Below are 20,929 nucleotides of genomic sequence, written 5' to 3'. Positions count from 1 at the left end.
TTGATTTTGTGTTATGCTGCAAAAGTAAAATAAAAAATAGTTAAGGAACGATTTTGGTAATCCCCTTATCAAAATTAAAACTTAAAACTTCTGGTTTCTCTCCTTCAACACCTACATTAGAAAGTGTCCAGCCGATAAAAGTGGGTTTGATTTTGGCCAGATCTAAAAGGCGGTATCTTTCTTTTGTGAGTTTCGCACTAATCAATCCTACACTATCCGATTCAACCTGACTCAAATGTTCGATTTGACTCTCCAAAGCAGCTAAGGTAATATCCAGTTCATTTCCTTTTTTTAGGCTATCGGCATAAGCCTGAGGAGAAATATTATAAAGGCTATCCAATTTAGAGCCATCAAAATTCAATTCCTGAGGACTATTTTCATATTTAGATTCGACAAGTGCAACCGCACGGTCTCTATCAGTCTTTTTTCCGCATGATGTGATGGCAAGCAGCGATAAAAGGGCAAAGGCATAGTAAATTTTTCTCATGGCATAGGTTTAACGAAAAAGAGCAAGCATCCTGCCAAAAAACGAAGAGCATATAACCTGATAGAAAGCTTTATTTTTTTTTCTTATCTATTTTCTCTTTAATCTCTAATCCCTCCTTACTTTGCTTCAAACGGGTAGAAAGCGCCCCATATAACTCTTCGGGGGTACCAAAATCAGGCCCTTTCAAAGAACTTGGAACATTGATATAACTCACAGCCCAGGCCACTTTGGTAAGTGCTACTGGCGAATCAGCATGTTGTTTAATGAAAGCTAACAATGTCCTATCTCTAAGTGCCTGCTGGGCATCCTTGGTTTGCTGAAGATAAACCCCTCCACTAATTATCTTCGCAGGTTCCAAATTGTAAGGGTTTTCAATATCCAACTTAACATTTTCCAGAAAAATACTTTTCAGATTAGCACTGCCCCCCACATACCAAACCTTTTGTTTTATTTTGGCCTTTACTTCAGCTAAAGTAATATCGCCACGTTCATCGATAAAGATAAACCCGTTTCTTAAAAGTTGTCCTTCTAAATCAGATGTAGCCGATAATTGAAAATGATTCCCCTCCATTGGCCTGACCAAAAATAAATCAGTTTTTCCGGCTACTGGTGCCATACTGACGAGGTAAGCGAATTTTGCGCTTTTAGGATTTTGGACCACCCCCTCTACTGTGAATTTGATGGTTTGTGCATGCAGCGAGCCCGCGAAAAGTAGTACCAGGCAAAAAATAAGGTTTTTCATCAGCTTTATAGTTATAACATAAATATAAAACTAATTATTTAGTTAAAAAAATATTTTAATCATTTTTTATTAATCCACTCCTTACAAACAGCAGCCCAAAAGCTTTTCCTTTTTCCTTACCTCTGTTTTTATGATGGATTTTATGTGCTTTCCGTACCGCCTGCAAATAGGTATTATTACTTTTAAAAGTTTTAAACCTTCGGTGTACAAACCAATCGTGTACGACGAAATAAATCAGGCCATATAAAGTAATGCCTAAACCAATAAAAAATCTATTACCGAAATGATCACGATCTATATACATTAAGAATAAGGACAGCGCTGCAAACAGAACAGCAAACAAATCGTTCCATTCGAAAAATGACTTTGCCTTCTGGTGATGGCTTTTATGCATAAACCACAGCGGCCCATGGAATAAATACTTGTGTATAAACCATGATAAACACTCCATGGAAACAATGGTTAGCAGCACAATAAAGATGTTGATTATTACAGACAAGATTTCTAAATGATTGGTTTGTAAAGATATATAAACAGACGAAGAAGCAAAATTATGTCATAAAATTGTAAGCTTAATGCGCTTTTCAACAAACCTTTCCTAACAAATCATTTTTTAGCACTATTTTTGACTAAAATATTAAAAAAGTCAGAAAGTAGAAAAGTAAAATGATTGTAGCCGATAAAAAGAGAGAGCAAATTATTGATGGTGCTATAAAACGCTTTATCCATTTTGGTATTGGTAAAACCACAATGAACGATATAGCAGAAGACCTTTCTGTTTCCAAACCATCGCTTTATTATTATTTCCCAGATAAGAAGCATTTAATTATTGGAGTGATAGAAAGGGTATTTAACGACTTCTTTGAGTTGATCAAAAAGAAATATAATCCAGATCAGCCTTTAGAAGATATCCTTTTCAGTACGATAGAAGTGAGAAACACTTTCTTTCAAAAGTATTACATGTTAAGGATTACGGAGGGCATACCTGATTTATTGAACGACGATGTGATTAAAGGCAAGTTACAAGCCCTAAAAAGCTCAGAAAAAGATTTCTTTGCTGAAATTTTTAGCCAGGCAAAAGGAAAGGGAGAAATTGAGCACGATGATACTGCACATGTTGCAGAACTTTATCTGGAAAGTTTGATGGGCCTATGCACCATGTGTATTATGGAAACCGGAAAAGACCTTTTCCCCGATAAAAAAGCACTAAATAAAATGACACTGAAGCAAAAAAACCTCACCACCATATTTGTGAGGGGTTTAAGATGTTCAGACTGAAATACGGCGACCGAAACAATGGTAAACGGGCCGCAAATTTTAAATAGATAAGAACCCAAAAACAAAAAACAATACATTATGCTTAGAGTAAAAATGGTAAAATTAATGCTCATACTCATTATCGGCTCGGCTTTACCGCAGCTGGTAGTTGCTCAGCAGCAAGTTACCTTAAAAGATGCGCTAACCTATGCGCTCCAAAACAATAACAAGGTTCGTAAGGCGAAACTGGATATTGAAGGCGGAAGATACAAGGTGGAGGAAGTAAGGGCACAAGCCTTGCCTCAAATTACAGGTACTGCCGGGTTAACCTATAATCCTATTATTGGGCAATTGGTTGCCAACTTTGGTGGTCAAACACAGGCAATTAAATTAGGCCAGAACTGGAATTCATCTGCTGGTGTTCAGCTATCGCAACAATTGTTTAACCAACAGGTTTTTACAGGCTTGCAGGCAGCCAGATCAAGTGAGGAATATTATAACCTTACTTCGCAATTAACAGAAGAACAGATTATCGAACTGGTTGCCAATAATTATTATCAGGTTTTGGTAAACAGACAGCAACTTAACGTAATCGATACCAACATCAAAAATGTTAAGATTGTAGAGAAAATTGTTTCGAACCAATATAAAAATGGTTTAGCAAGAAAAATCGATGTCGACAGGATTACGGTAAACCTAACCAACCTGAACACCCAGCGCGAGCAGGTGATCAATGCCATTACCCAATTGGAAAATCAATTGAAATTTTCGATGGGGATGTCGGTTGCTACTCAAATTAACCTGCCTGCTACTGAGTTAACTGAAGTAACTACTTTACCTGTATTTACCGATTCTATCGATCTGGCAAACCGAACAGAGGTTAAACTTTTAAACAATCAGGATAAACTGTTATCACTCCAAAGAAAAGCTTATGTAGCCGAGTATTATCCCTCACTGGCTTTAACCGGAAACTACACCTATTCGAGTCAGAGTGATAGCTTCGATTTCTTAAAATCGAATGCTGCTGCAATTGGCTATGGTGCATCAGCGGTTGGTTTAACTTTAAAGGTGCCTATTTTTAATGGCTTTTTAACCCGCTCAAAAATCCGCCAGGCAGATGTTGATATTAAAAAGGCAAAAGAAGATAGAAGAGAGTCTGTAAACGCTTTAAACCTGGCTTACGAAAATGCGAAGATCCAGCTAAGGAACAATTTAAACACCATTAAATCGCAGCGTAAAAATGCCGATTTAGCGCAGGAAATTTACAAAAGCACACAGAACAATTATAACAATGGCTTAGCTTCTTTAACCGATTTGCTGGATACAGAAAATGCACTTACATCGGCACAGAACAGCTATACACAGGCTTTATTGAATTACAAGATAGCCGAAATACAATTAATAAAATCAAACGGAAATATTAAATCGCTAGTACAATAGAAATGAAAAGAGTAATTACCATCATTATCGTAGTTGTTGTTGCCCTTGGTGCAATAGCTTATGTTTTAAGCAACAATAAAAAGAAGAACGAAGAAAAAACTGCTTTCATTGCTAAAGGTGGTGGCGCTGTTGCCGTTCGTGTTGCTCAAGTAGAGAGAAAAGCTGTGAATTTAGATTTCAGTGCAAATGGAAACTTTATTCCTAAACAAGAACTTAACTTCTTATCAGAAAATGCAGGTCGTGTTACGGCTATTTATGTTGATGAGGGTGACCGCGTAAGCAAAGGGCAGGTTTTAGCCCGTGTTGACGCCGAAATTATCAATACTGACAGAGAAACTGCTGAGGCTAACTACCAGAATGCAGTAAGAGATGAGGCCAGATACCAAAGCTCATTCTCCACTGGTGGTGTTACCCAACAACAGTTGGATCAGGCTAAACTGGCTACAAGAAATGCAAAACTTCGCTTACAGGCTTCGCAAAGAAGATTAAGTGATGCCAACATTAAATCACCTATTAACGGCATCGTAAACAAAAGATATATCGAAGTGGGTGCCTTTGTAAATACCCAGGGTACACAGTTATTCGAATTGGTTGATGTTTCTAAATTAAAACTGAAAGTAAACGTGAACGAATCGCAGGTGGCCAATCTTAAAATCGGCGATCAGATCGACATCAAATCTTCGGTTTTCCCAACGGATAATTTCTCCGGAAAAGTAACTTTCATCGCTGCCAAAGCCGATGCAACTTTAAACTTCCCGATCGAAATTGAAGTAGAGAACAGTCACAAAAACACTTTAAAAGCCGGTATGTACGGAACTGCCATATTTAAATTCCCTAAACAGGCGCCAAGCATCCTTATTCCGCGTACATCATTTGTAGGTAGTGTAAGCAGCAACCAGGTTTTTGTATTGGATAAAGCTAACAATACGTCTAAAACCCGCAATGTGGTAGCTGGCCGTATTTTAGGAGACAATGTTGAAATTCTTGATGGCTTAAAAGAAGGTGAAACTGTAATCACCAGCGGACAGATTAACTTAACTGAAGGTACTGCCGTTAGTATCGTAAAATAGTCCGGTTGGCTGTTTTCAGTTTACAGTTTGTCACCCTGAGCTTGTTTGCACTGAGCGAGTCGAAGTGAAGGGCCAATATTTACGCAAAACGCAATACTAATTAAAATGAAGATAACAGATATATCTATAAAAAGGCCTTCGCTGGTTATTGTGGTGTTTACCGCACTGACCCTGCTTGGGCTATTAAGTTACTTTTCGTTGGGTTATGAATTACTTCCAAAATTCTCTAACAACGTAGTATCTATTTCGACCATCTACCCTGGTGCTTCACCAAATGAGGTTGAAAATACCGTAACCAAAAAGATTGAAGATGCGGTATCATCGATGGAAAACATCAAGAAAATAAACTCTGTATCGTTTGAGAGTTTATCTACAGTTACCATCACCTTAACTGATGCAGCAAACATCGATATTTCCTTAAATGATGCACAAAGAAAGGTAAATGCCATTCTTTCTGATCTGCCTGAGGATGTAAAAACGCCATCACTGAGTAAATTCTCTCTGGATGATTTACCTGTAATTACCATGTCGGCATCGGCCAATATGGATGATATTACCTTTTACGATTTAATTGATAAACGTATTGCGCCGGTAATTTCGAGGGTAAGTGGTATTGCACAAGTGAATCTGGTTGGTGGTTCGGAACGCGAAATTCAGGTTTCGTTAAATGCTGATAAATTACAAGGTTATAACCTTTCTGTTCCACAGGTACAGCAATTAATTTTAAGCTCTAACTTAGATTTCCCTACAGGAAGTGTTAAAACCCAAAACCAGGATGTATTGATCCGTTTATCGGGTAAATACAGAAGTATGGAAGAGTTGAGAAATCTGGTTTTAACGACCACTAAAGATGGGGCACAGATCCGTTTAGGTGATGTGGCCGACGTTCAGGATTCGCAAAAAGAAACCGAAAAACTGGCACGTATCGATCGTAAAGCATCTATTGCCATCCAGATCATTAAACAAAGTGATGCGAATGCGGTAGAAGTAAGTAAAGGTGTACATGCCATTATTGCCAAATTAAAAACTGAATACGCAGCAAATAAATTAGACATCAGAATTGTTAACGATAGTTCAATCTTTACCTTAGAATCAGCTGATGCGGTAATCCACGATTTAATCCTGGCAGTTATCCTGGTGGCTTTCGTAATGCTTTTCTTCCTGCACAGTTTACGTAACGCGTTAATTGTAATGGTATCGATTCCGGTTTCATTAATCGCTACCTTTATCGGAATCAGCTTATTCGGTTTTACCTTAAACTTAATGTCGTTATTGGGACTATCACTCGTGGTAGGTATCCTGGTGGATGATGCGATTGTGGTACTGGAAAATATCCAGCGACACATGGAAATGGGTAAAAACAAGGTAAGGGCAGCATCTGATGCAACAAGAGAGATCGGTTTTACGGTGGTATCCATTACCTTCGTAATTGTGGTGGTGTTCTTCCCTATTGCGGTAAGTACAGGTTTGGTTTCGAACATTCTACGTCAGTTCTGTATTGTGGTAATTATAGCTACCCTACTTTCATTAGTGGCTTCATTTACCATTGTACCATTGATCTTCTCTCGTTTTGGTAAGTTAGAACGCATTGAAGGTAAAAACCTGTTCGGCCGTTTCATACTCTGGTTTGAAAAACAGTTAAAGAAATTTACCCTTTGGATTACCAGTATTTTAACATGGTCGTTAAACCACAAAGCCTTAACATTAATTATTGTTGTGGTGATGTTCTTTAGCTCATGCGGTTTATTGGTAGGCGGTTTTATCGGATCGGAGTTCTTCCCTAAATCAGATAAAGGGGAGTTCCTGGTGCAGTTAGAGTTACCAAAAGATGCTTCTTTAGAGCAAACCAACTTCTTAACGCAAAAAGCAGAAGCTTTCTTAGATAAACAACCAGAAATTACACAGTTAATTACTACTGTTGGACAATCGACCGGTGATTTCGGTGGTACACAGGCTACCGCTTATAAATCGGAGATCAACGTGAAGCTTGTTGAACGCGATCAGCGTGAAGGTGTTTCTTCTGATATTTTCGCTACAAAAATGAGCCGTGCTTTGGCTAAAGAATTAATTGGGGCAAAAGTAAAAACCGTTCCGATCAGTATTTTGGGCATTGCAGAAAACGCACCAATCCAGTTGGTGGTAATGGGTTCTGATTTAGATAGTGCCTTAAAATATGCTGAAGGTGCGCAAAAAGTACTTGCCGCTATCCCGGGTGCTACAGAGATTAAATTATCGGTAGAAAAAGGAACTCCTGAGATTAACGTTCAGGTAGACCGCGATAAGATGTCGGCTGTTGGCCTAACTTTACAAACCGTAGGTTCTACCATGCAAACGGCCTTTGCGGGTAATACCGATGGTAAATACCGTAAAGGTGAGTACGAGTACGATATCAATATTCAGTATCAAAACTTCAACCGCCAGAACATTGATGACGTTCGAAACCTGATTTTTGTAAACAGTGATGGTAAACAGATTAAGTTATCACAGTTTGCAACCATTACTGAAGGTTCAGGCCCGAGTCAGTTAGAGCGTTTAAATAAATCTACTTCGGTATCCGTTAAGGCCCAGTCAATTGGTAGACCAACAGGAACCGTGGTTGCTGAGTTCCAGGCGAAACTAGAAGAGCTGCAAAAAAATGGCAAACTTAAAGCCCCAATTGGCGTAAGTTATAGCTGGGCGGGTGACCAGGAGAACCAGAGCGAAGGTTTTGGTACTTTAGGTATCGCTTTACTGGCTTCGATCATTTTGGTTTATTTGATTATGGTTGCACTCTACGATAGTTTTATCTATCCGTTAGTGGTAATGTTCTCGCTGCCTTTAGCGGTAATCGGCGCATTGTTAGCCTTAGCTTTAACCAATAACTCAATCGGTATCTTCACCATTTTAGGTTTAATCATGTTAATGGGTCTGGTAGCGAAAAACGCGATTATCCTGGTCGATTTTACCAACCACTTAAAGGCTGAAGGTAAAGAAACCAAAGAAGCGCTTGTTTTGGCTAACCACGCACGTTTACGACCAATCTTAATGACCACCATCGCCATGGTATTCGGTATGCTTCCAATTGCATTGGCAAGCGGTGCAGGCGCCGAATGGAAAAATGGTTTGGCCTGGGTTATTGTAGGTGGATTAACCAGTTCATTATTCTTAACCTTAATTGTGGTACCGGTAGTGTACTTAATGTTCGATAGAATGTTCGAGCGCCTTGGTTTCAACAAAAAAGGAAAAACCATCGATGAGTTAATGGTGGAACCATATGATCACAAAGATGTTAACGAATACGATTTAGATCACGGACATTAATAAACATCCAGATTAACAATCAATTTAGCCCCGACCCCAAATCGGGGCTTTTTTATGGAGTTTCAACGAGTAGATTGTATTTTAAACTTTGATTCCATTAAAATTTGTCACGTTGAGCTTGTCGAAACGCTTTGTGTATCATTAAAAGTTCCTTCGACTACCTGTACCGATTTATCCTGTTATATGAACACATTATTCTTTGACTGGATTTTTTAGTTCCTTATCTAAGGCGATCGTCCTGCTGAACTTGTTTCAGCATCTTTTTTGCTATTAAAAACATTCTGGCCCAAAAAGAACTACCGTTTACGCACAAGTATTAATTTTTTCCGCTCTCTGCCGCGGGGCATGATACTTTGGAGCGCCAAAGTACCCAAAGCGCTTTGTCAATCCGGCAAGGTGGCTTCTCACTGTCCCAGGCTCATCAAAAAAACAGCGGCACTTCGTTTTGTGTTCAATTCTCCTAAATTCTTAGAATCAGCACTAGGAACACAAAACCACTGCGTTTAAGGTTTGGTTGTGCTATTTGTTCTATTCTGCAACTGTTTTTTTGATTTTTCTGCCACTTGGGATTGACGACGTTCTTCGGCAAAGCCTGAACTTTATTAATGTTGGTTAGCAAAATTTATAAAAACCTTAAATCAAAAGATGTGTCCACACGATAGGATTTATCGGGAGGCTCAAATGACAATTATATATTTATTGTATAAATCCTCCTTTCACATATTACTATGCCAATACCCTTTCATGCCCAGATAATTATACAATGTTGTCTTCAAACAAATTATGCAGCAACATTGTATATTAGGCATTATGTTTAAATTCATTTTTAGCCTGTTCCTCATCTGTTCCACCCTTCTGGTTAAAGCACAACACCCGCCAGTTTTCCCTGCAATGACTTCCGATTCGGTATTCGTTAAGGTGGCAAATCTGAATATTACACTGGTAAAGTACAGTTACAAACCCAATGGCATTAAGTTTTTAGTTGTTCACGACAATGAAGATACTGGTGTGAAAGCAGGTTTTGATTACATCCGCTGGAGCGGTGGCGAGCTCATCGACAGTCAGTATGGTAGCGTTAGAGACTATTATTTCACCTATATGGATGATCAATATCGTATAGACCCCAACGCCATTTACACTGAAGTAGGCGTAAAAACAAGGTTAAAAAAAGATCTTTTCAGCTCAAACGAAGTTGAAAAAGCAATCCTTAATGCGGGCAAACAGATCGTTGATTTTTACAATCCAAAAGCGACTGGTTATTTTTTAACACTACATAACAATGCCGATGGTGGTTTTGGTATTTCCTCTTATTTGCCCGGTTACGATTTAGCCAGCACGGCCGACTCTGTTTATATCAACTTCCAGATGGATGGTGATGATCTTGTGTACGTCACCGAGCCAAGGTTATTCAGCAGTTTAAAAAAGGCGAATGTAAATGTAATTCTTCAATCTAAATTTGTTTCCAATGATGGTTCACTTTCGGTTTATGCCATGCAAAATAACATTCCTTATATTAATGTAGAGGTACAGCATGGGCATCAGGACGAAAACTTAAGGTTAATCGAGCTGGCTATTGCAGCCCTGAAAGAACATGGATTGGTGAAGAAAGAGTAGAACACAAGTAATAAGCGAACTCCATAGCAATGAGTGCGTTTCAAATGACAGCAGTGTTTTAAAATTAGGAAATGATTGGCCAGTGGTTCTTGGAGGCTGGAAGTCCCGCTTTATGCTTTACTCCGTTGCACTTCGTGTCCGCTCCAATCGGGTTTACGAACAAAGGTTTGTGCTCCATTTTACCCTACAAATGAAATGCTGCCCTGGCCACCTAGCCCCGGTTGAAACGTTACCCTGCAGCAACGAGGAACGAGGCAGCGAAGCGTAAAAGTGTAAAACGGGAAGAAACTTTTTATGATGTACAGGTATTGCGCTCCAAACGAAAAGTAGGTTTTGAAATTAGGAAATGATTAGCCTGTGGTTCTTGAAGGCTGAAAGTTCCGCTTTATGCTTTACTCCGTTGCACTTCGTGTTCGCGCCAATTGAATTTACGAACAAGGGTTTGTGCACCAAATGAAAGAATATTTCACTTATTGCTTATCCTCATTAACACCTAATTTATCGCTTTTATTTTCGTGATCAGGAAAGTAATCAGCAAACCAAAAACAGAAATAATCCCAAAAGAATAACGCAGGCTTGATAGTTGCGATACATAGCCTATTAATGGCGGGCCAAATAAAAATGCAAAATAACCGATGCTCGAAACCATGGTGATGGCTTTACCAGCGGGCACTTTTTTATTATTACCCGCTATGCTGTATACCATTGGCACGATACTCGAAACACCCAGACCAATAAGCATAAAGCCAAAAATGGCGACGATGATATTTGGAAATATGACGGCAAGCGCCATCCCTATTGATATAATGGCACCACTAATTTGCAGGAGATTTTTCCGCCCGAATTTACCGATTAAAAACACCCCTAAAAACCTGCCGCTGGCCATCATAAACATAAAAGATGCATAACCAATAATGGCCTTATTATGCGGTAATTTCACCACATCTTCGAAATAAATAGCGCTCCAATCGAACATGGTGCCTTCGGTGGCCATGCTACAAAAGGCAATAACACCCAGCAACACTAAAATACCCTGCGGCATGGTAAAAAACTTGGTCTTCTCTACCACGGCATCTGGTTTTTTATAGTTCAGTAACTTTTTCCGGTTAAAGGCAACATTGCTTAAGGATAACAGTGCAATAATCCAAAAATGGCTATACATACCTAATTTTAGATTAACCAGTCCGAGCGCAATTAAAGCCCCGGTTAAGTTACCAATACTCCAGGCCCCATGGAAAGAACTCATAATCGGTTTGCCATAATAATTCTCACCTGCAACACCCTGCGTATTTAAAGCGATGTTACAAAGGTTACCAGTTATACCAAACAGCACTAAAAAAGCAGCTAACTGCCAACCGGTTGTGGCAAGTGCTAAAAAAGTTAATGCAATTGCATAAAGCGGTGCAGTTGCCACGAGCATTTTCTTACTACCAAAATGAGTGGTTAGTTTTGCCGAAAAAAACATTGTAATAATCTGTCCTGCGGGCAATGCAAAAAGAATAGAACCTAATTCTGCATCGTTCAGGCCCATCGAAGCCTTAAAAGTTGGTATCCTGCTGGCCCAGCTGGCAAAACAGACCCCTTGCATAAAATAAAAGGCAGATATGGCGAAACGTACTTGTTTTGGAGAGCTTTGCGCTAATACAGGTTTATCTTCTTGTTTACTTAAAATGCCCTGTTCTTGCCTGCTTTCTTCCAAAGTGATGTTTTAAATTATAAAATGAACTACAAAGTTCTTTAAATCTATTGGAAATACCGACAGGTTTTTAACATTTTATCAAAATATTTACAGCTCGCCTGGTTAAAATCTTAGATTTTCCATTTTTCCAGTCCATAAGCGCTATCCCAAAACATCCATTCTAAACGGGTTGCCATATCGAAAGCCTCCAGCATTTTCTGCTGAGTGGCTGCATTAGCCTGCGCTGCCAGTTGATCGGCAATATCAATCGCTTTTTCTACTGCAGCAGCAAATTCGACACCTGCATACATATCGATCCACCTTTTGTAAGGATTCTGATCGCCATTTTGCTGTGCAAAAATATGGTCGCCCACTGCTTTATAAATCCAGAAACAAGGCAAAACAGCCGCTACTGCAATTTCTACATTGGCATAGGCAGCCTGACTAAGGATATAACTGGTGTACAACAGTGTAGATGGAGTGGGTTGCACTTGGTTAGCTAAACCAAATTCTACAAAATAACTTTCGTGCAAACTACGCTCGGCAAAAATTGCACCTGTAGAAAATCCGGCAAAGGCCATCACCAAATCTGCATCCTGCATACGGCTACTAATGGTGCTTAAGGTTCGGCCAAACTCCAAAAGGTAGTAGGCATCCTGCGCCAGATAAAAGATAAACTTTTCTGTAGGCAAGCTGCCATTGCTTAATTCGGTATTAAAAGGCATTGCTAAAATCCTGGCATAAACGGGGTTTACGCGTTCCCATGCCTGTTCGCTCCATTTCATTGGATAATTAGTTTTAAAGGTTCGAAAAAGTGATTTAATGGCCCGTTGCCCCTACCCGTTTTTACTTCGCTACCTGTTTGTAAGGCTTGGCTGATATAACCTTTTGCATTTTTAATCGCGGCTAATAAACTGCTGCCCTTAGCCATTTCTGCAGCGATGGCCGAAGAAAGTGTACAACCTGTTCCATGTAGATTTTTAGAAGCAATAAAGGCACTTTCTAATATCACAGGCGCCTCGTTTCCGGCAATAAAAACATCATAAATGATTGGCCCGATTAAATGTCCTCCTTTTATTAAAACGGCTTTTGCCCCGTTTTCAATAATTTTTCTGCCCGCAGCAATCATGTCCTCGAGGTTATGGATTTCTTGCCCGGAAAGGATAATGGCCTCATCGATATTTGGGGTAACCAGCGTGACCAGCGGGAATAATTTTTTAACCAATTGGGTAACCGTATCAGCTTCGATCAACCGATCGCCACTGGTGGCTACCATAACCGGATCTAAAATAACGGGAGCAGATTGATTATAGGTTTTTAATTCCTTTTCGATAACCTGAACCACTTCGGCACGATTAATCATTCCGATTTTAATGGCCACAGGCACTATATCCTCTAAAACGGCCTGTAACTGATCTTTAATGATTCCTGCCGGAATGCCATGCACCGACCGCACGCCCATTGTGTTTTGTGCGGTTACGGCCGTAATTACTGAGGTACCGAAGCAACCCAAGGCAGAAAAGGTTTTTAAATCGGCCTGAATACCTGCACCACCTCCACTATCGGAGCCTGCTATGGTTAATACGTTGATATAATTCATTGCGAAAGACTTCATTTTGTTGTATAACTTCAGGAGTCTTCAAATGCAGTATGCATTTTTACGCAATTTTTTGCAGACAAACTAATTTCCTACGCCGGCATTATCCGGATCAGGTTCATTTGAGGTTGATGGCTGGAGGGCTTAAAGGCTGAAGGGATTACCCTCTACCTTTTTACCTTCTACCTTTAACCTCAAAATGGGTATATTCTCAGCCGACTTATTTGAAGGCACCCCTAAAGTTTTATTTTGTACCGCAATATAGGGCTTAATTTTTATTCTTCGTTCATTATATAAGAAGAGTTGTTAACTTAATAGCAAGAAGTCCATTAAAGTTTACAACTCAAAAAACAAAAAACCCCGGTATAAAACCGGGGCTAAACATAATAATTAATAAAGGATAGTGCGACTATATTTTATCGGGCTGATAGAAACGAACGGTACCATCTGCCTCATTTGACACAATTAACAAACTTCTTCCATTCGGACTATCTTTTGGTTTAACAAACAGTAAACCTTCAGGCGCATCACCTGTTGAGAAAAGCTGAACAAATTTTGGTGCCGCTGGGGTAGATACATCATAAACCGCAATCATATCTACACGTTCCATCCCAATAAAGGCTAAGGTTTGTCCGTTAACCTGCGCAACAGTAACGCCCTCTACTTCTACACCTTTATTGTCAGAACGATCGTCGTCGTATTTACCTGCATCAATTACCCTTTGCTCTAAATCTTTACCAATATTGGCCACCAGCGCACCTGTGTTGGCATTGATGATGCTTAAACTTCTTCCGCCGGTTGCATATAAGTCATCGTAATCGCCGTCGCCGTCTATATCGCCAAAGGCTTTGCTTACGGTTAACCTTCCCAGGTTTTCGTCTAATTTAAGGGTAGCTGCATTTGGAAATTTAGCAGCATCAAGCGTTAAGCTTTTTACACGAACTTCCTCATCATAACCTTTCCAGGCTCGGGTATCTCCCTCATTAGCCAGGGCTAAATAAGCATTACCACCTGTGCTGAAATATGAAATGGCATCTGGCAGATAGAAAGCCTTGATGGGCCAGGTACCTAAAACTTTTTTATTGTCTTTATCGCTTACATCAAAAGCATTGTCGGCCAAACTGATGTCTCTCGTACCCAAGGGATTGATTTTGGTAATGCTTCCTGCAACGATGTCAACTTCCGCAACACCATTATTTTCCTGCAGGGTTACATATGCTTTTTTAGAATCAGCACTTACCGCAATGTATTCGGGTTCGATATCCTGTGTAAAACTTGCATTTAAGCCATAAATTCTGAAACCACCTGCAAGCAGTGTTGCTTTTTGTGATTCGAAAGCCGAAAAATCCAATGTTTTAACCGAATAGTTGTCTTTGATATTAATGATTGAAATGGTTCCTTTTGGATCAACAGTATAAGCATCATTCGGTTCGCCCTCATTAGCCGATAAAATATAGTTTCCATCAGGGCTAAAAGTGACCATATCGGGCATCGCACCTACGGTGATTTTTTTTACTTCTGCTAAAGTAGATGTATTTAATACCACTACATCGCCATTTCCCTGTGGATCTGCACCATTTAAGGCAATTGCCAGTAAACCATTACTAACTGCAACGCTGTTAATGCCTGCATTACCGGCAAAGGTTAAAGTTTGCAATTTCGTAAGGGTTGGGTACTTGCTCATATCAACTACATCAACTTTAGTACCCCCATCATTGCTTACTACAAATAGTCTTTTTGTTAAGGGATCGTAAGCAGAAATTTCTGAAGCAAATTCTCCACCTAAATCAATTGAAGCGGTTTCTTTAAAGCTGTCGATTTTTTCAGGAACGATGGCTTCCACAGGAGGATCTACAATCGGATCATCAGTTGGATCTTTTTTGCAGGCAGTAAATGCCAATGAAGCAATCAGGATTGCGCCAAATAGTTTTTTACAGTTCATGGTTTTTTAATATCTGAACCGCAAAAATAGCCGCATACAACGCTATTTTTTAGGCGCTAATTGTTATCATTTTATTAAGAAAATATAAAGAGATAAAATAAAGTCTTGTGGGCAAACAATGCAGATCTTCACTCAATTGGAGGGTTCAAGAAAAGAAATGTAGTTGTTAAAGAGTTGTCAACTTTAATAACCAGTTTGCTGGAAAGTTGACAACTCTAAAATTAAAAAAGCCGACAATTTCTTATCGGCTTTAGATTTTTGCATGAGGGATAGCAGTGTAAATCCTTTTGTGGTTAGCTGAAAGCACAACAAAAGATTGAAACGTATAGCCCGACCCTTGCGCAGCTTGGGGCATGCCCAAATATTTAACTTTAATTAATCGACAGTAACATCGATCAATTAAATATGTATCGCTCTGTTATCAGTTGCAGCAAGTGCCGCTTCTTTTAAGGCTTCAGTATAAGTTGGGTGTGCATGGCAGGTACGTGCAATATCTTCTGCAGATGCACGGAATTCCATAGCAATAACGGCTTCGGCAATCATATCTGCAGCGCGTGGGCCAATCATATGTACACCTAAAACTTCATCAGTAGCGGCATCGGCCAAAACTTTAATGAAACCATCTGTATCCATACTTGCTTTTGCACGTCCGCTGGCTTTGAAAGGGAATGAACCTGCCTTATATTTAACTCCTTTTTCTTTTAACTGCTCTTCGGTTAAACCAACAGAAGCAACCTCTGGCCAGGTGTAAACCACACCAGGGATTAAATTATAATTGATATGTGGTTTCTGACCAGCAATTGTTTCGGCAACATAAGTACCTTCATCTTCTGCTTTGTGTGCCAGCATCGCACCGGTAATTACATCACCAATGGCGTAAACACCTTTAACCGAAGTTTCTAAATGTTCGTTAACCGGGATTTTTTTGCCTCTTTCTTCAACAGTAATACCGATTTTATCTAAACCTAAACCTTCGCTATAAGCCGTACGACCAACAGCAACGATACAATAATCAGCTTCTAAAGAAATGGATTCGCCTTTAGGGGTATCAGCTGTAACGGTTACGGTTTTACCTTTAGTAGTAGCACCGGTAACTTTGTGGCCCATGTAAAACTCCATGCCTAAAGTTTTCTTTAACACACGTTGAAGTTCTTTACCTAAACCAGCATCCATCGTACCGATAATAGATGGCAAAAATTCTACAACAGATACTTTTGTACCTAAACGGGCGTATACCGAACCTAACTCTAAACCAATTACACCACCACCAATAACGACCATTGTTTTTGGCACTTCTTTAATATTTAAAGCCTCAGTTGAGGTAATAATGCGTTTTTTATCGATTGGTAAAAATGGTAAAGCTGTTGGTTTAGAACCTGTAGCAATGATTACATTTTTAGCAGATAAGGTTTCTGTAGAACCATCGGCTTTAGTAACCAGGATGGTATTTTTATCTACAAAAGAGCCAACACCTTCGAAAGAATCGATTTTGTTTTTCTTGAATAAATAAGTGATACCGGCTGTATTTTGAGCAACAACATCGTCTTTACGGGCGATCATTTGTTTCATATCAACCTTTAAATCTTTTAAGTTGATACCGTGGGTAGTGAATGTGTGAGCAGCGTTGTGAAAATGCTCTGAAGAATCTAATAAAGCCTTAGATGGGATACAACCTACATTTAAGCAAGTACCTCCAAAAGTTTTATATTTTTCGACAACTGCAGTTTTTAAACCTAACTGAGCACAACGGATTGCGCCTACATAACCGCCCGGCCCTGAACCGATAACAACGACATCGTATTGCATAATTTTTTGAGAATTTTGATTAGCCAAATGTAGGGAAAAAAGGCGGAAAGCTGAAAGTCGATTAGGGAATAGAAATCAGTTTCTTAGTCATTGGTTTATCAGTTGTTGCGCTCGCCAATAGCTGATCGTTCAATAGATCAAATATTGAAGGTGAATAGGCTAATGCTGTAAAAGTTCAAAAGTCCATAGGTTGAGGAGCGTATGAAAACATTTTACTTTAATGATAAAATGTTTTTACCTAACCCAAACAAACCCAATGGACTAATGAACGAGACTCAGAGAAGAGTTTTCAGTTAGCAGTTGGCAATTTTCAACTAGGAATGACCAACTAATGAACCAACTACAAACCTAACGATGCTGATGCGCTTAAGATTGCTCCGCTAGAAGTACCTTCTCTTTTTAATTCGCCATCTACATAAATCTGTGCTTTTAAAGTAGAATTTGCATTGGCACCCATGGCATTTGCAGCAATGTTTATAGAAATGGTTCCGGCTGGTACGGTAATTTCCTGGCTTGTCCAGGTAGTTCCGCTAAGGCTCGTTGCTGTAGTAATCTGGCTATCGTAGCCGTAAACTACAGTACTAATGTTGCTACCTGCCGAAGCTTCGAGTTTAAAAACAACCTTGTGGGAAGATTTTGAAGGCAACTCTCCCTCATCTTTTTTACACGACATTAAACCCGTAATTAATACTAAGGCAAAAAAAGAAAGTACAAATGTTTTAATTTTGATGTTTTTCATAATTAGATTTAAAAAAATAGAACTACAAATAAACAAATGAGCATTTTGCTTTACAATAACCATATAATACCATTTTTTTCTACCTGATTTCAGGTATATTCTGTGTTTAATTTCTGGTTGAGAAATAAAGCGTGCATTTTTAGTTTAATGAGAAATTATATCATCTTTCTGGCATTGCTGATTTTCTATTCACTGAATAGCCGGGCCCAGCTGCAACCAGCCGACAAACAATATAGCGATAGTCTGAGTCGCATTTTAAATGGAAGCTTCCGCGACAGCCTTAAAGCCGAAGCTGGTTTTAAATTAACCGATTTCTGGGTAGATCATGATAGTACCAAAGCAGTATTATATTTGAACAAGGCAAGAACCTGGAGTAAAAAGTATCCATTACTCTTTGCCAGATCTTATTGGTACGAATCTTTAATTTACCAGGACCGGAATTACGCAAAAGCAGAAAAGTTACTCTCCCATGCAGATTCGTTATTAAGCAAGTTTAATACAAAAGGTATTTATCGGTTGCGATCGATGATTTGGCACAACTATGGTTTAATACAACAGCACAAAGACGACCTTAAAACAACACTCGATATCCTGATTAACCGCGTTTTACCACTTTCTAAAAAGGCTGGCGACAAAGACTTTTTAGGCACAGAATACATTTCTATCGGAACGATATTTACAAACCTTGGCCAATACGAAAAAGCAACACCTTACCTGCAAGAGGGTTTAAATGCCTTAAAAGCGACTTCTCCGGATAAATATTACCTGCTGATTAATGCTTACCTAACCACCGCCGGAAACTATTATCACCTCAAAAACTATCATCTCACCAAAAAATACCTCGATCTGGCTAAAACCATACTGGATAAATCAGACCATGTGGCTACAGGCTACCCGATGGCAATATTCTGGCTCGACTACTACAAAAGCACCACTCGTTATTTAATTAACACCAAACAATACAGCCTTGCTTTATCAGATGCAGATAAAGCCATTAAACTGGCCGAAAAGCTAAGCGACAATTATTCTTTACAGGAAGTGATATTTGAGAAATACAGAATCCTTTTTAAGCAGAAAAACTTTGTGCTGGCAAAAAAAACCTTGCTGCAAATTGTCGATCAGCCTGAAATAAATACACTTTCGTCGAATAAACTCAAATTAGCAGAGGCGCTTGCGGAAGTAAACTATGCGAATGGTGATATTAAAGAGGCTTATAACTGGATAAAAAAGAGTAAAGTATTAAACGACAGCCTGAATGACAGTAAACTAAAAGCGGATATTAATGCATTAGAAATTAAATATAAAAATGCGGAGAACCAGAAAAAAATAGCGAGTTTAAATGCAGAAAAGAAACAAAATGCATTAATTATTAAGAACAATAAAACAACAACATTCCTGTTAATCGCAGCATCTTTCTTTCTGCTGATCATCGCTATCCTTTTGTACTTTTACTTTAGGGGCTATAAAAAGCTTGCAGCGCAAAGAGCCATAAATTATAAACAAAGAGTGGCCGAATTACAACAAAAACAACAATTAGAAATTAGCAAGGCCATGCTCAATGCCGAAGAAAAAGAAAGAAACCGGGTAGCACAGGATTTACATGACGGATTAGGCGGAATGTTATCGGGTTTAAAAATTAACTTATCCAATTGGGCAAAACACAGGGAAATGCAGTTGCATGATGTAGAGTTACAAAGAATTGTTAATCAGCTGGATAGTTCTGTTACCGAATTAAGGCACATTGCCCGGAATATGATGCCCCAAACCTTACTAAAATTCGGATTAGAAACGGCCTTAAAAGACCTGGCAGAATCGGCGATGAGCAACCATATGCACATCGATTTTCAAGCACTCAATATCTCTAAACAGATTGCACTGGAAGAACAGATCATCATTTACAGGATTGTACAGGAAATGCTCACCAACACCCTAAAACATGCGCAGGCATCTGAAGTAGTTTTACAGGTCAGCGAAAATAAAAACCGCTTTTATATCACGCTGGAAGATAATGGAATTGGCTTTGATACCTCAACCCATAAAAAGGGATTAGGAATTGAAAACATTAAAAACAGGATCGCCTATCTTAAGGGTACTTTCGAAATCGATTCGCACCCTGGCAATGGCACAACCATAAATATCGAAATCCCCATCAGTTATGAGTAATATAATTAAACTGGCTGTTGTTGACGACCATCCGATTGTTATACAAGGAATCGTTTCTTTAATCAACAACCTCGAAAACATGCATGTAGCAGGCAGTTTTCAGTCGGGCAGCGCATTAATTTCCTTTTTAAATAACCACGAAACAGATATTGTATTACTCGATATTATGTTACCCGATGTTAATGGCATTGAACTGTGTGCGCAGGTTAAAAAGTTGTCGCCGAAAACAGTGGTTATTGCCATTAGCAACCATACCGAAAGAAGCATCATCATGCAGATGCTGCAAAACGGTGCAAGTGGGTACATTTTAAAAAATGCTTCGGTAGAAGAGCTAAAAAACGGCATTGAAACTGCACTTAGCGGAGACCTGGCCTTTAGCAAAGAAGTTATAGAAATTATTGCCAAACCTTCAATAAATGACTTAAAAGGACGACCAAAATTCACCAAGCGCGAAAAACAGATCCTCCAGTTAATTGCACAGGGAAAAACAACCGCCAGCATAGCAGAAGAGCTTTTTCTAAGTCCACTCACCGTCGAAACCCACCGACGTAATATGATGCAGAAATTAGCTGTTAAAAATTCTATCGAATTGATCAATGTCGCTACTGAACAGTTGCTAATTTAGTTTGGAGCCAGGGGTTTGGCGTAGCTACTCTATTAAACGATCAACGCTTAGCAATGAGCCATAAACGATGAACCATTGACCAATGAACACCTCTTAAATCTCTTGCCCAAAAGTGAGTAAATTACTGTCTGGATCGAGCATTGAAAATTCTTTTTGCCCCCATGGCTTTGTTTGCAAACTTCCATTCGGATGAATGCTTTGTTTAGTTTCAAGCATCGATTTGTACAGTCCATCAATATCGTTGGTACGGATATACACCTGCCCGTAGTTTTCTTTCGGATCAAGCGTTTCGAATAAAAAAAAGTGAATCTCAACATGGTCTTTTTTTACCATCAGATATTCCTTAAAATCGGCGCTCCCCAAATCTTTAAAGCCTAATTTATTGACATAAAAATCTCTCGTAATTGCTTTATCACGCATGGGCAGTTTGGGGTTAATGGCTGTTAGCATATTTTTTTATTTCAAAAAT

Annotated in this window: 17 protein-coding genes; 7 read left to right on the top strand and 10 right to left on the bottom strand. The window is 39.1% G+C overall.

Features of this window, described 5'->3' with window-relative positions:
• Positions 1-40 precede the first annotated feature (40 nt).
• From AC04QZ_RS13340 to AC04QZ_RS13330, 3 genes are all read right to left on the bottom strand, one after another.
• A complete protein-coding gene (locus tag AC04QZ_RS13340; RefSeq protein ID WP_086548992.1) occupies positions 41-487 on the bottom strand; it encodes a hypothetical protein in 447 nt (148 codons plus the stop codon).
• Between the two features lie 70 nt (positions 488-557).
• Positions 558-1,229 (bottom strand): hypothetical protein, encoded by a 672-nt coding sequence (locus tag AC04QZ_RS13335; RefSeq protein ID WP_478358143.1) that lies wholly within the window; start codon positions 1,227-1,229, stop codon positions 558-560.
• A 55-nt stretch (positions 1,230-1,284) separates the two neighbouring features.
• Entirely contained in the window at positions 1,285-1,728 is a 444-nt protein-coding gene (locus tag AC04QZ_RS13330; RefSeq protein ID WP_478358142.1) for a sterol desaturase family protein, read from the bottom strand.
• Between the two features lie 167 nt (positions 1,729-1,895).
• On the opposite strand from AC04QZ_RS13330, the gene AC04QZ_RS13325 reads away from it, so the two are divergent.
• The 5 genes from AC04QZ_RS13325 to AC04QZ_RS13305 all read left to right on the top strand — a co-directional run bounded on the left by AC04QZ_RS13325 (position 1,896) and on the right by AC04QZ_RS13305 (position 9,910).
• The gene (locus AC04QZ_RS13325) at positions 1,896-2,507 is read left to right on the top strand and encodes a TetR/AcrR family transcriptional regulator (protein ID WP_086548988.1); all 612 of its coding nucleotides are present in this window, start codon (positions 1,896-1,898) and stop codon (positions 2,505-2,507) included.
• A 78-nt stretch (positions 2,508-2,585) separates the two neighbouring features.
• On the top strand, positions 2,586-3,926 hold the full coding sequence (locus AC04QZ_RS13320) for a TolC family protein (RefSeq protein WP_478358141.1): 1,341 nt from the start codon (positions 2,586-2,588) through the stop codon (positions 3,924-3,926).
• A gap of 2 nt (positions 3,927-3,928) precedes the next feature.
• Positions 3,929-4,996: an efflux RND transporter periplasmic adaptor subunit gene (locus AC04QZ_RS13315; RefSeq protein WP_478358140.1), complete on the top strand. Its 1,068-nt coding sequence runs from the start codon at positions 3,929-3,931 to the stop codon at positions 4,994-4,996.
• Positions 4,997-5,101: 105 nt separating this feature from the next.
• The gene (locus AC04QZ_RS13310; RefSeq protein ID WP_478358139.1) at positions 5,102-8,296 is read left to right on the top strand and encodes an efflux RND transporter permease subunit; all 3,195 of its coding nucleotides are present in this window, start codon (positions 5,102-5,104) and stop codon (positions 8,294-8,296) included.
• A gap of 810 nt (positions 8,297-9,106) precedes the next feature.
• Complete coding sequence (locus AC04QZ_RS13305) at positions 9,107-9,910, top strand: hypothetical protein (RefSeq protein WP_086548984.1); 804 nt, start codon at positions 9,107-9,109, stop codon at positions 9,908-9,910.
• Positions 9,911-10,403: 493 nt separating this feature from the next.
• On the opposite strand, the gene AC04QZ_RS13300 is transcribed toward AC04QZ_RS13305, so the two are convergent.
• From AC04QZ_RS13300 to AC04QZ_RS13275, 6 genes are all read right to left on the bottom strand, one after another.
• Positions 10,404-11,609 (bottom strand): MFS transporter, encoded by a 1,206-nt coding sequence (locus AC04QZ_RS13300; RefSeq protein ID WP_086548983.1) that lies wholly within the window; start codon positions 11,607-11,609, stop codon positions 10,404-10,406.
• Positions 11,610-11,719: 110 nt separating this feature from the next.
• Complete coding sequence (locus tag AC04QZ_RS13295) at positions 11,720-12,373, bottom strand: TenA family protein (RefSeq protein ID WP_478358138.1); 654 nt, start codon at positions 12,371-12,373, stop codon at positions 11,720-11,722.
• Positions 12,370-13,203, bottom strand: coding sequence for a bifunctional hydroxymethylpyrimidine kinase/phosphomethylpyrimidine kinase (thiD, locus tag AC04QZ_RS13290; RefSeq protein WP_478358137.1), 834 nt, complete (start codon positions 13,201-13,203; stop codon positions 12,370-12,372). Before thiD ends, AC04QZ_RS13295 begins: the two co-directional genes overlap by 4 nt.
• A 391-nt stretch (positions 13,204-13,594) precedes the next feature.
• Entirely contained in the window at positions 13,595-15,127 is a 1,533-nt protein-coding gene (locus tag AC04QZ_RS13285; protein WP_478358136.1) for a choice-of-anchor I family protein, read from the bottom strand.
• Positions 15,128-15,526: 399 nt separating this feature from the next.
• Positions 15,527-16,933: a dihydrolipoyl dehydrogenase gene (lpdA, locus tag AC04QZ_RS13280; protein ID WP_086548980.1), complete on the bottom strand. Its 1,407-nt coding sequence runs from the start codon at positions 16,931-16,933 to the stop codon at positions 15,527-15,529.
• 340 nt (positions 16,934-17,273) lie between these two features.
• The gene (locus AC04QZ_RS13275) at positions 17,274-17,672 is read right to left on the bottom strand and encodes a hypothetical protein (RefSeq protein ID WP_478358135.1); all 399 of its coding nucleotides are present in this window, start codon (positions 17,670-17,672) and stop codon (positions 17,274-17,276) included.
• 147 nt (positions 17,673-17,819) lie between these two features.
• Between AC04QZ_RS13275 and AC04QZ_RS13270 the strand changes: the two genes are divergently transcribed.
• Positions 17,820-19,835 carry an ATP-binding protein gene (locus tag AC04QZ_RS13270; protein ID WP_478358134.1) on the top strand — a complete coding sequence of 672 codons (2,016 nt, stop codon included), beginning with the start codon at positions 17,820-17,822 and terminating at the stop codon, positions 19,833-19,835.
• Positions 19,828-20,460, top strand: coding sequence for a response regulator (locus AC04QZ_RS13265; protein WP_478358133.1), 633 nt, complete (start codon positions 19,828-19,830; stop codon positions 20,458-20,460). The genes AC04QZ_RS13270 and AC04QZ_RS13265 overlap by 8 nt, the downstream gene beginning before the upstream one ends.
• A 93-nt stretch (positions 20,461-20,553) precedes the next feature.
• Here AC04QZ_RS13265 and AC04QZ_RS13260 read toward each other — a convergent pair whose 3' ends face one another.
• On the bottom strand, positions 20,554-20,910 hold the full coding sequence (locus AC04QZ_RS13260) for a bleomycin resistance protein (RefSeq protein WP_478358132.1): 357 nt from the start codon (positions 20,908-20,910) through the stop codon (positions 20,554-20,556).
• Positions 20,911-20,929: the final 19 nt, after the last annotated feature.

This window comes from Pedobacter folensis (assembly GCF_056490665.1).
The sequence above is the reverse complement of the archived record's forward strand: the minus strand, read 5'-3'. Positions and strand labels throughout refer to the sequence as shown.

Bases quoted from the DNA above. Each gene is read 5' to 3' on its own strand.
- AC04QZ_RS13320 (WP_478358141.1), top strand. From the start codon at position 2,586: ATGCTTAGAGTAAAAATGGTAAAATTAATGCTCATACTCATTATCGGC.
- AC04QZ_RS13270 (WP_478358134.1), top strand. From the start codon at position 17,820: ATGAGAAATTATATCATCTTTCTGGCATTGCTGATTTTCTATTCACTG.
- AC04QZ_RS13325 (WP_086548988.1), top strand. From the start codon at position 1,896: ATGATTGTAGCCGATAAAAAGAGAGAGCAAATTATTGATGGTGCTATA.
- AC04QZ_RS13310 (WP_478358139.1), top strand. From the start codon at position 5,102: ATGAAGATAACAGATATATCTATAAAAAGGCCTTCGCTGGTTATTGTG.
- AC04QZ_RS13305 (WP_086548984.1), top strand. From the start codon at position 9,107: ATGTTTAAATTCATTTTTAGCCTGTTCCTCATCTGTTCCACCCTTCTG.
- AC04QZ_RS13285 (WP_478358136.1), bottom strand. From the start codon at position 15,127: ATGAACTGTAAAAAACTATTTGGCGCAATCCTGATTGCTTCATTGGCA.
- AC04QZ_RS13275 (WP_478358135.1), bottom strand. From the start codon at position 17,672: ATGAAAAACATCAAAATTAAAACATTTGTACTTTCTTTTTTTGCCTTA.
- AC04QZ_RS13295 (WP_478358138.1), bottom strand. From the start codon at position 12,373: ATGAAATGGAGCGAACAGGCATGGGAACGCGTAAACCCCGTTTATGCC.
- thiD (WP_478358137.1), bottom strand. From the start codon at position 13,203: ATGAAGTCTTTCGCAATGAATTATATCAACGTATTAACCATAGCAGGC.
- AC04QZ_RS13335 (WP_478358143.1), bottom strand. From the start codon at position 1,229: ATGAAAAACCTTATTTTTTGCCTGGTACTACTTTTCGCGGGCTCGCTG.
- AC04QZ_RS13260 (WP_478358132.1), bottom strand. From the start codon at position 20,910: ATGCTAACAGCCATTAACCCCAAACTGCCCATGCGTGATAAAGCAATT.
- AC04QZ_RS13315 (WP_478358140.1), top strand. From the start codon at position 3,929: ATGAAAAGAGTAATTACCATCATTATCGTAGTTGTTGTTGCCCTTGGT.
- AC04QZ_RS13265 (WP_478358133.1), top strand. From the start codon at position 19,828: ATGAGTAATATAATTAAACTGGCTGTTGTTGACGACCATCCGATTGTT.
- AC04QZ_RS13340 (WP_086548992.1), bottom strand. From the start codon at position 487: ATGAGAAAAATTTACTATGCCTTTGCCCTTTTATCGCTGCTTGCCATC.
- lpdA (WP_086548980.1), bottom strand. From the start codon at position 16,933: ATGCAATACGATGTCGTTGTTATCGGTTCAGGGCCGGGCGGTTATGTA.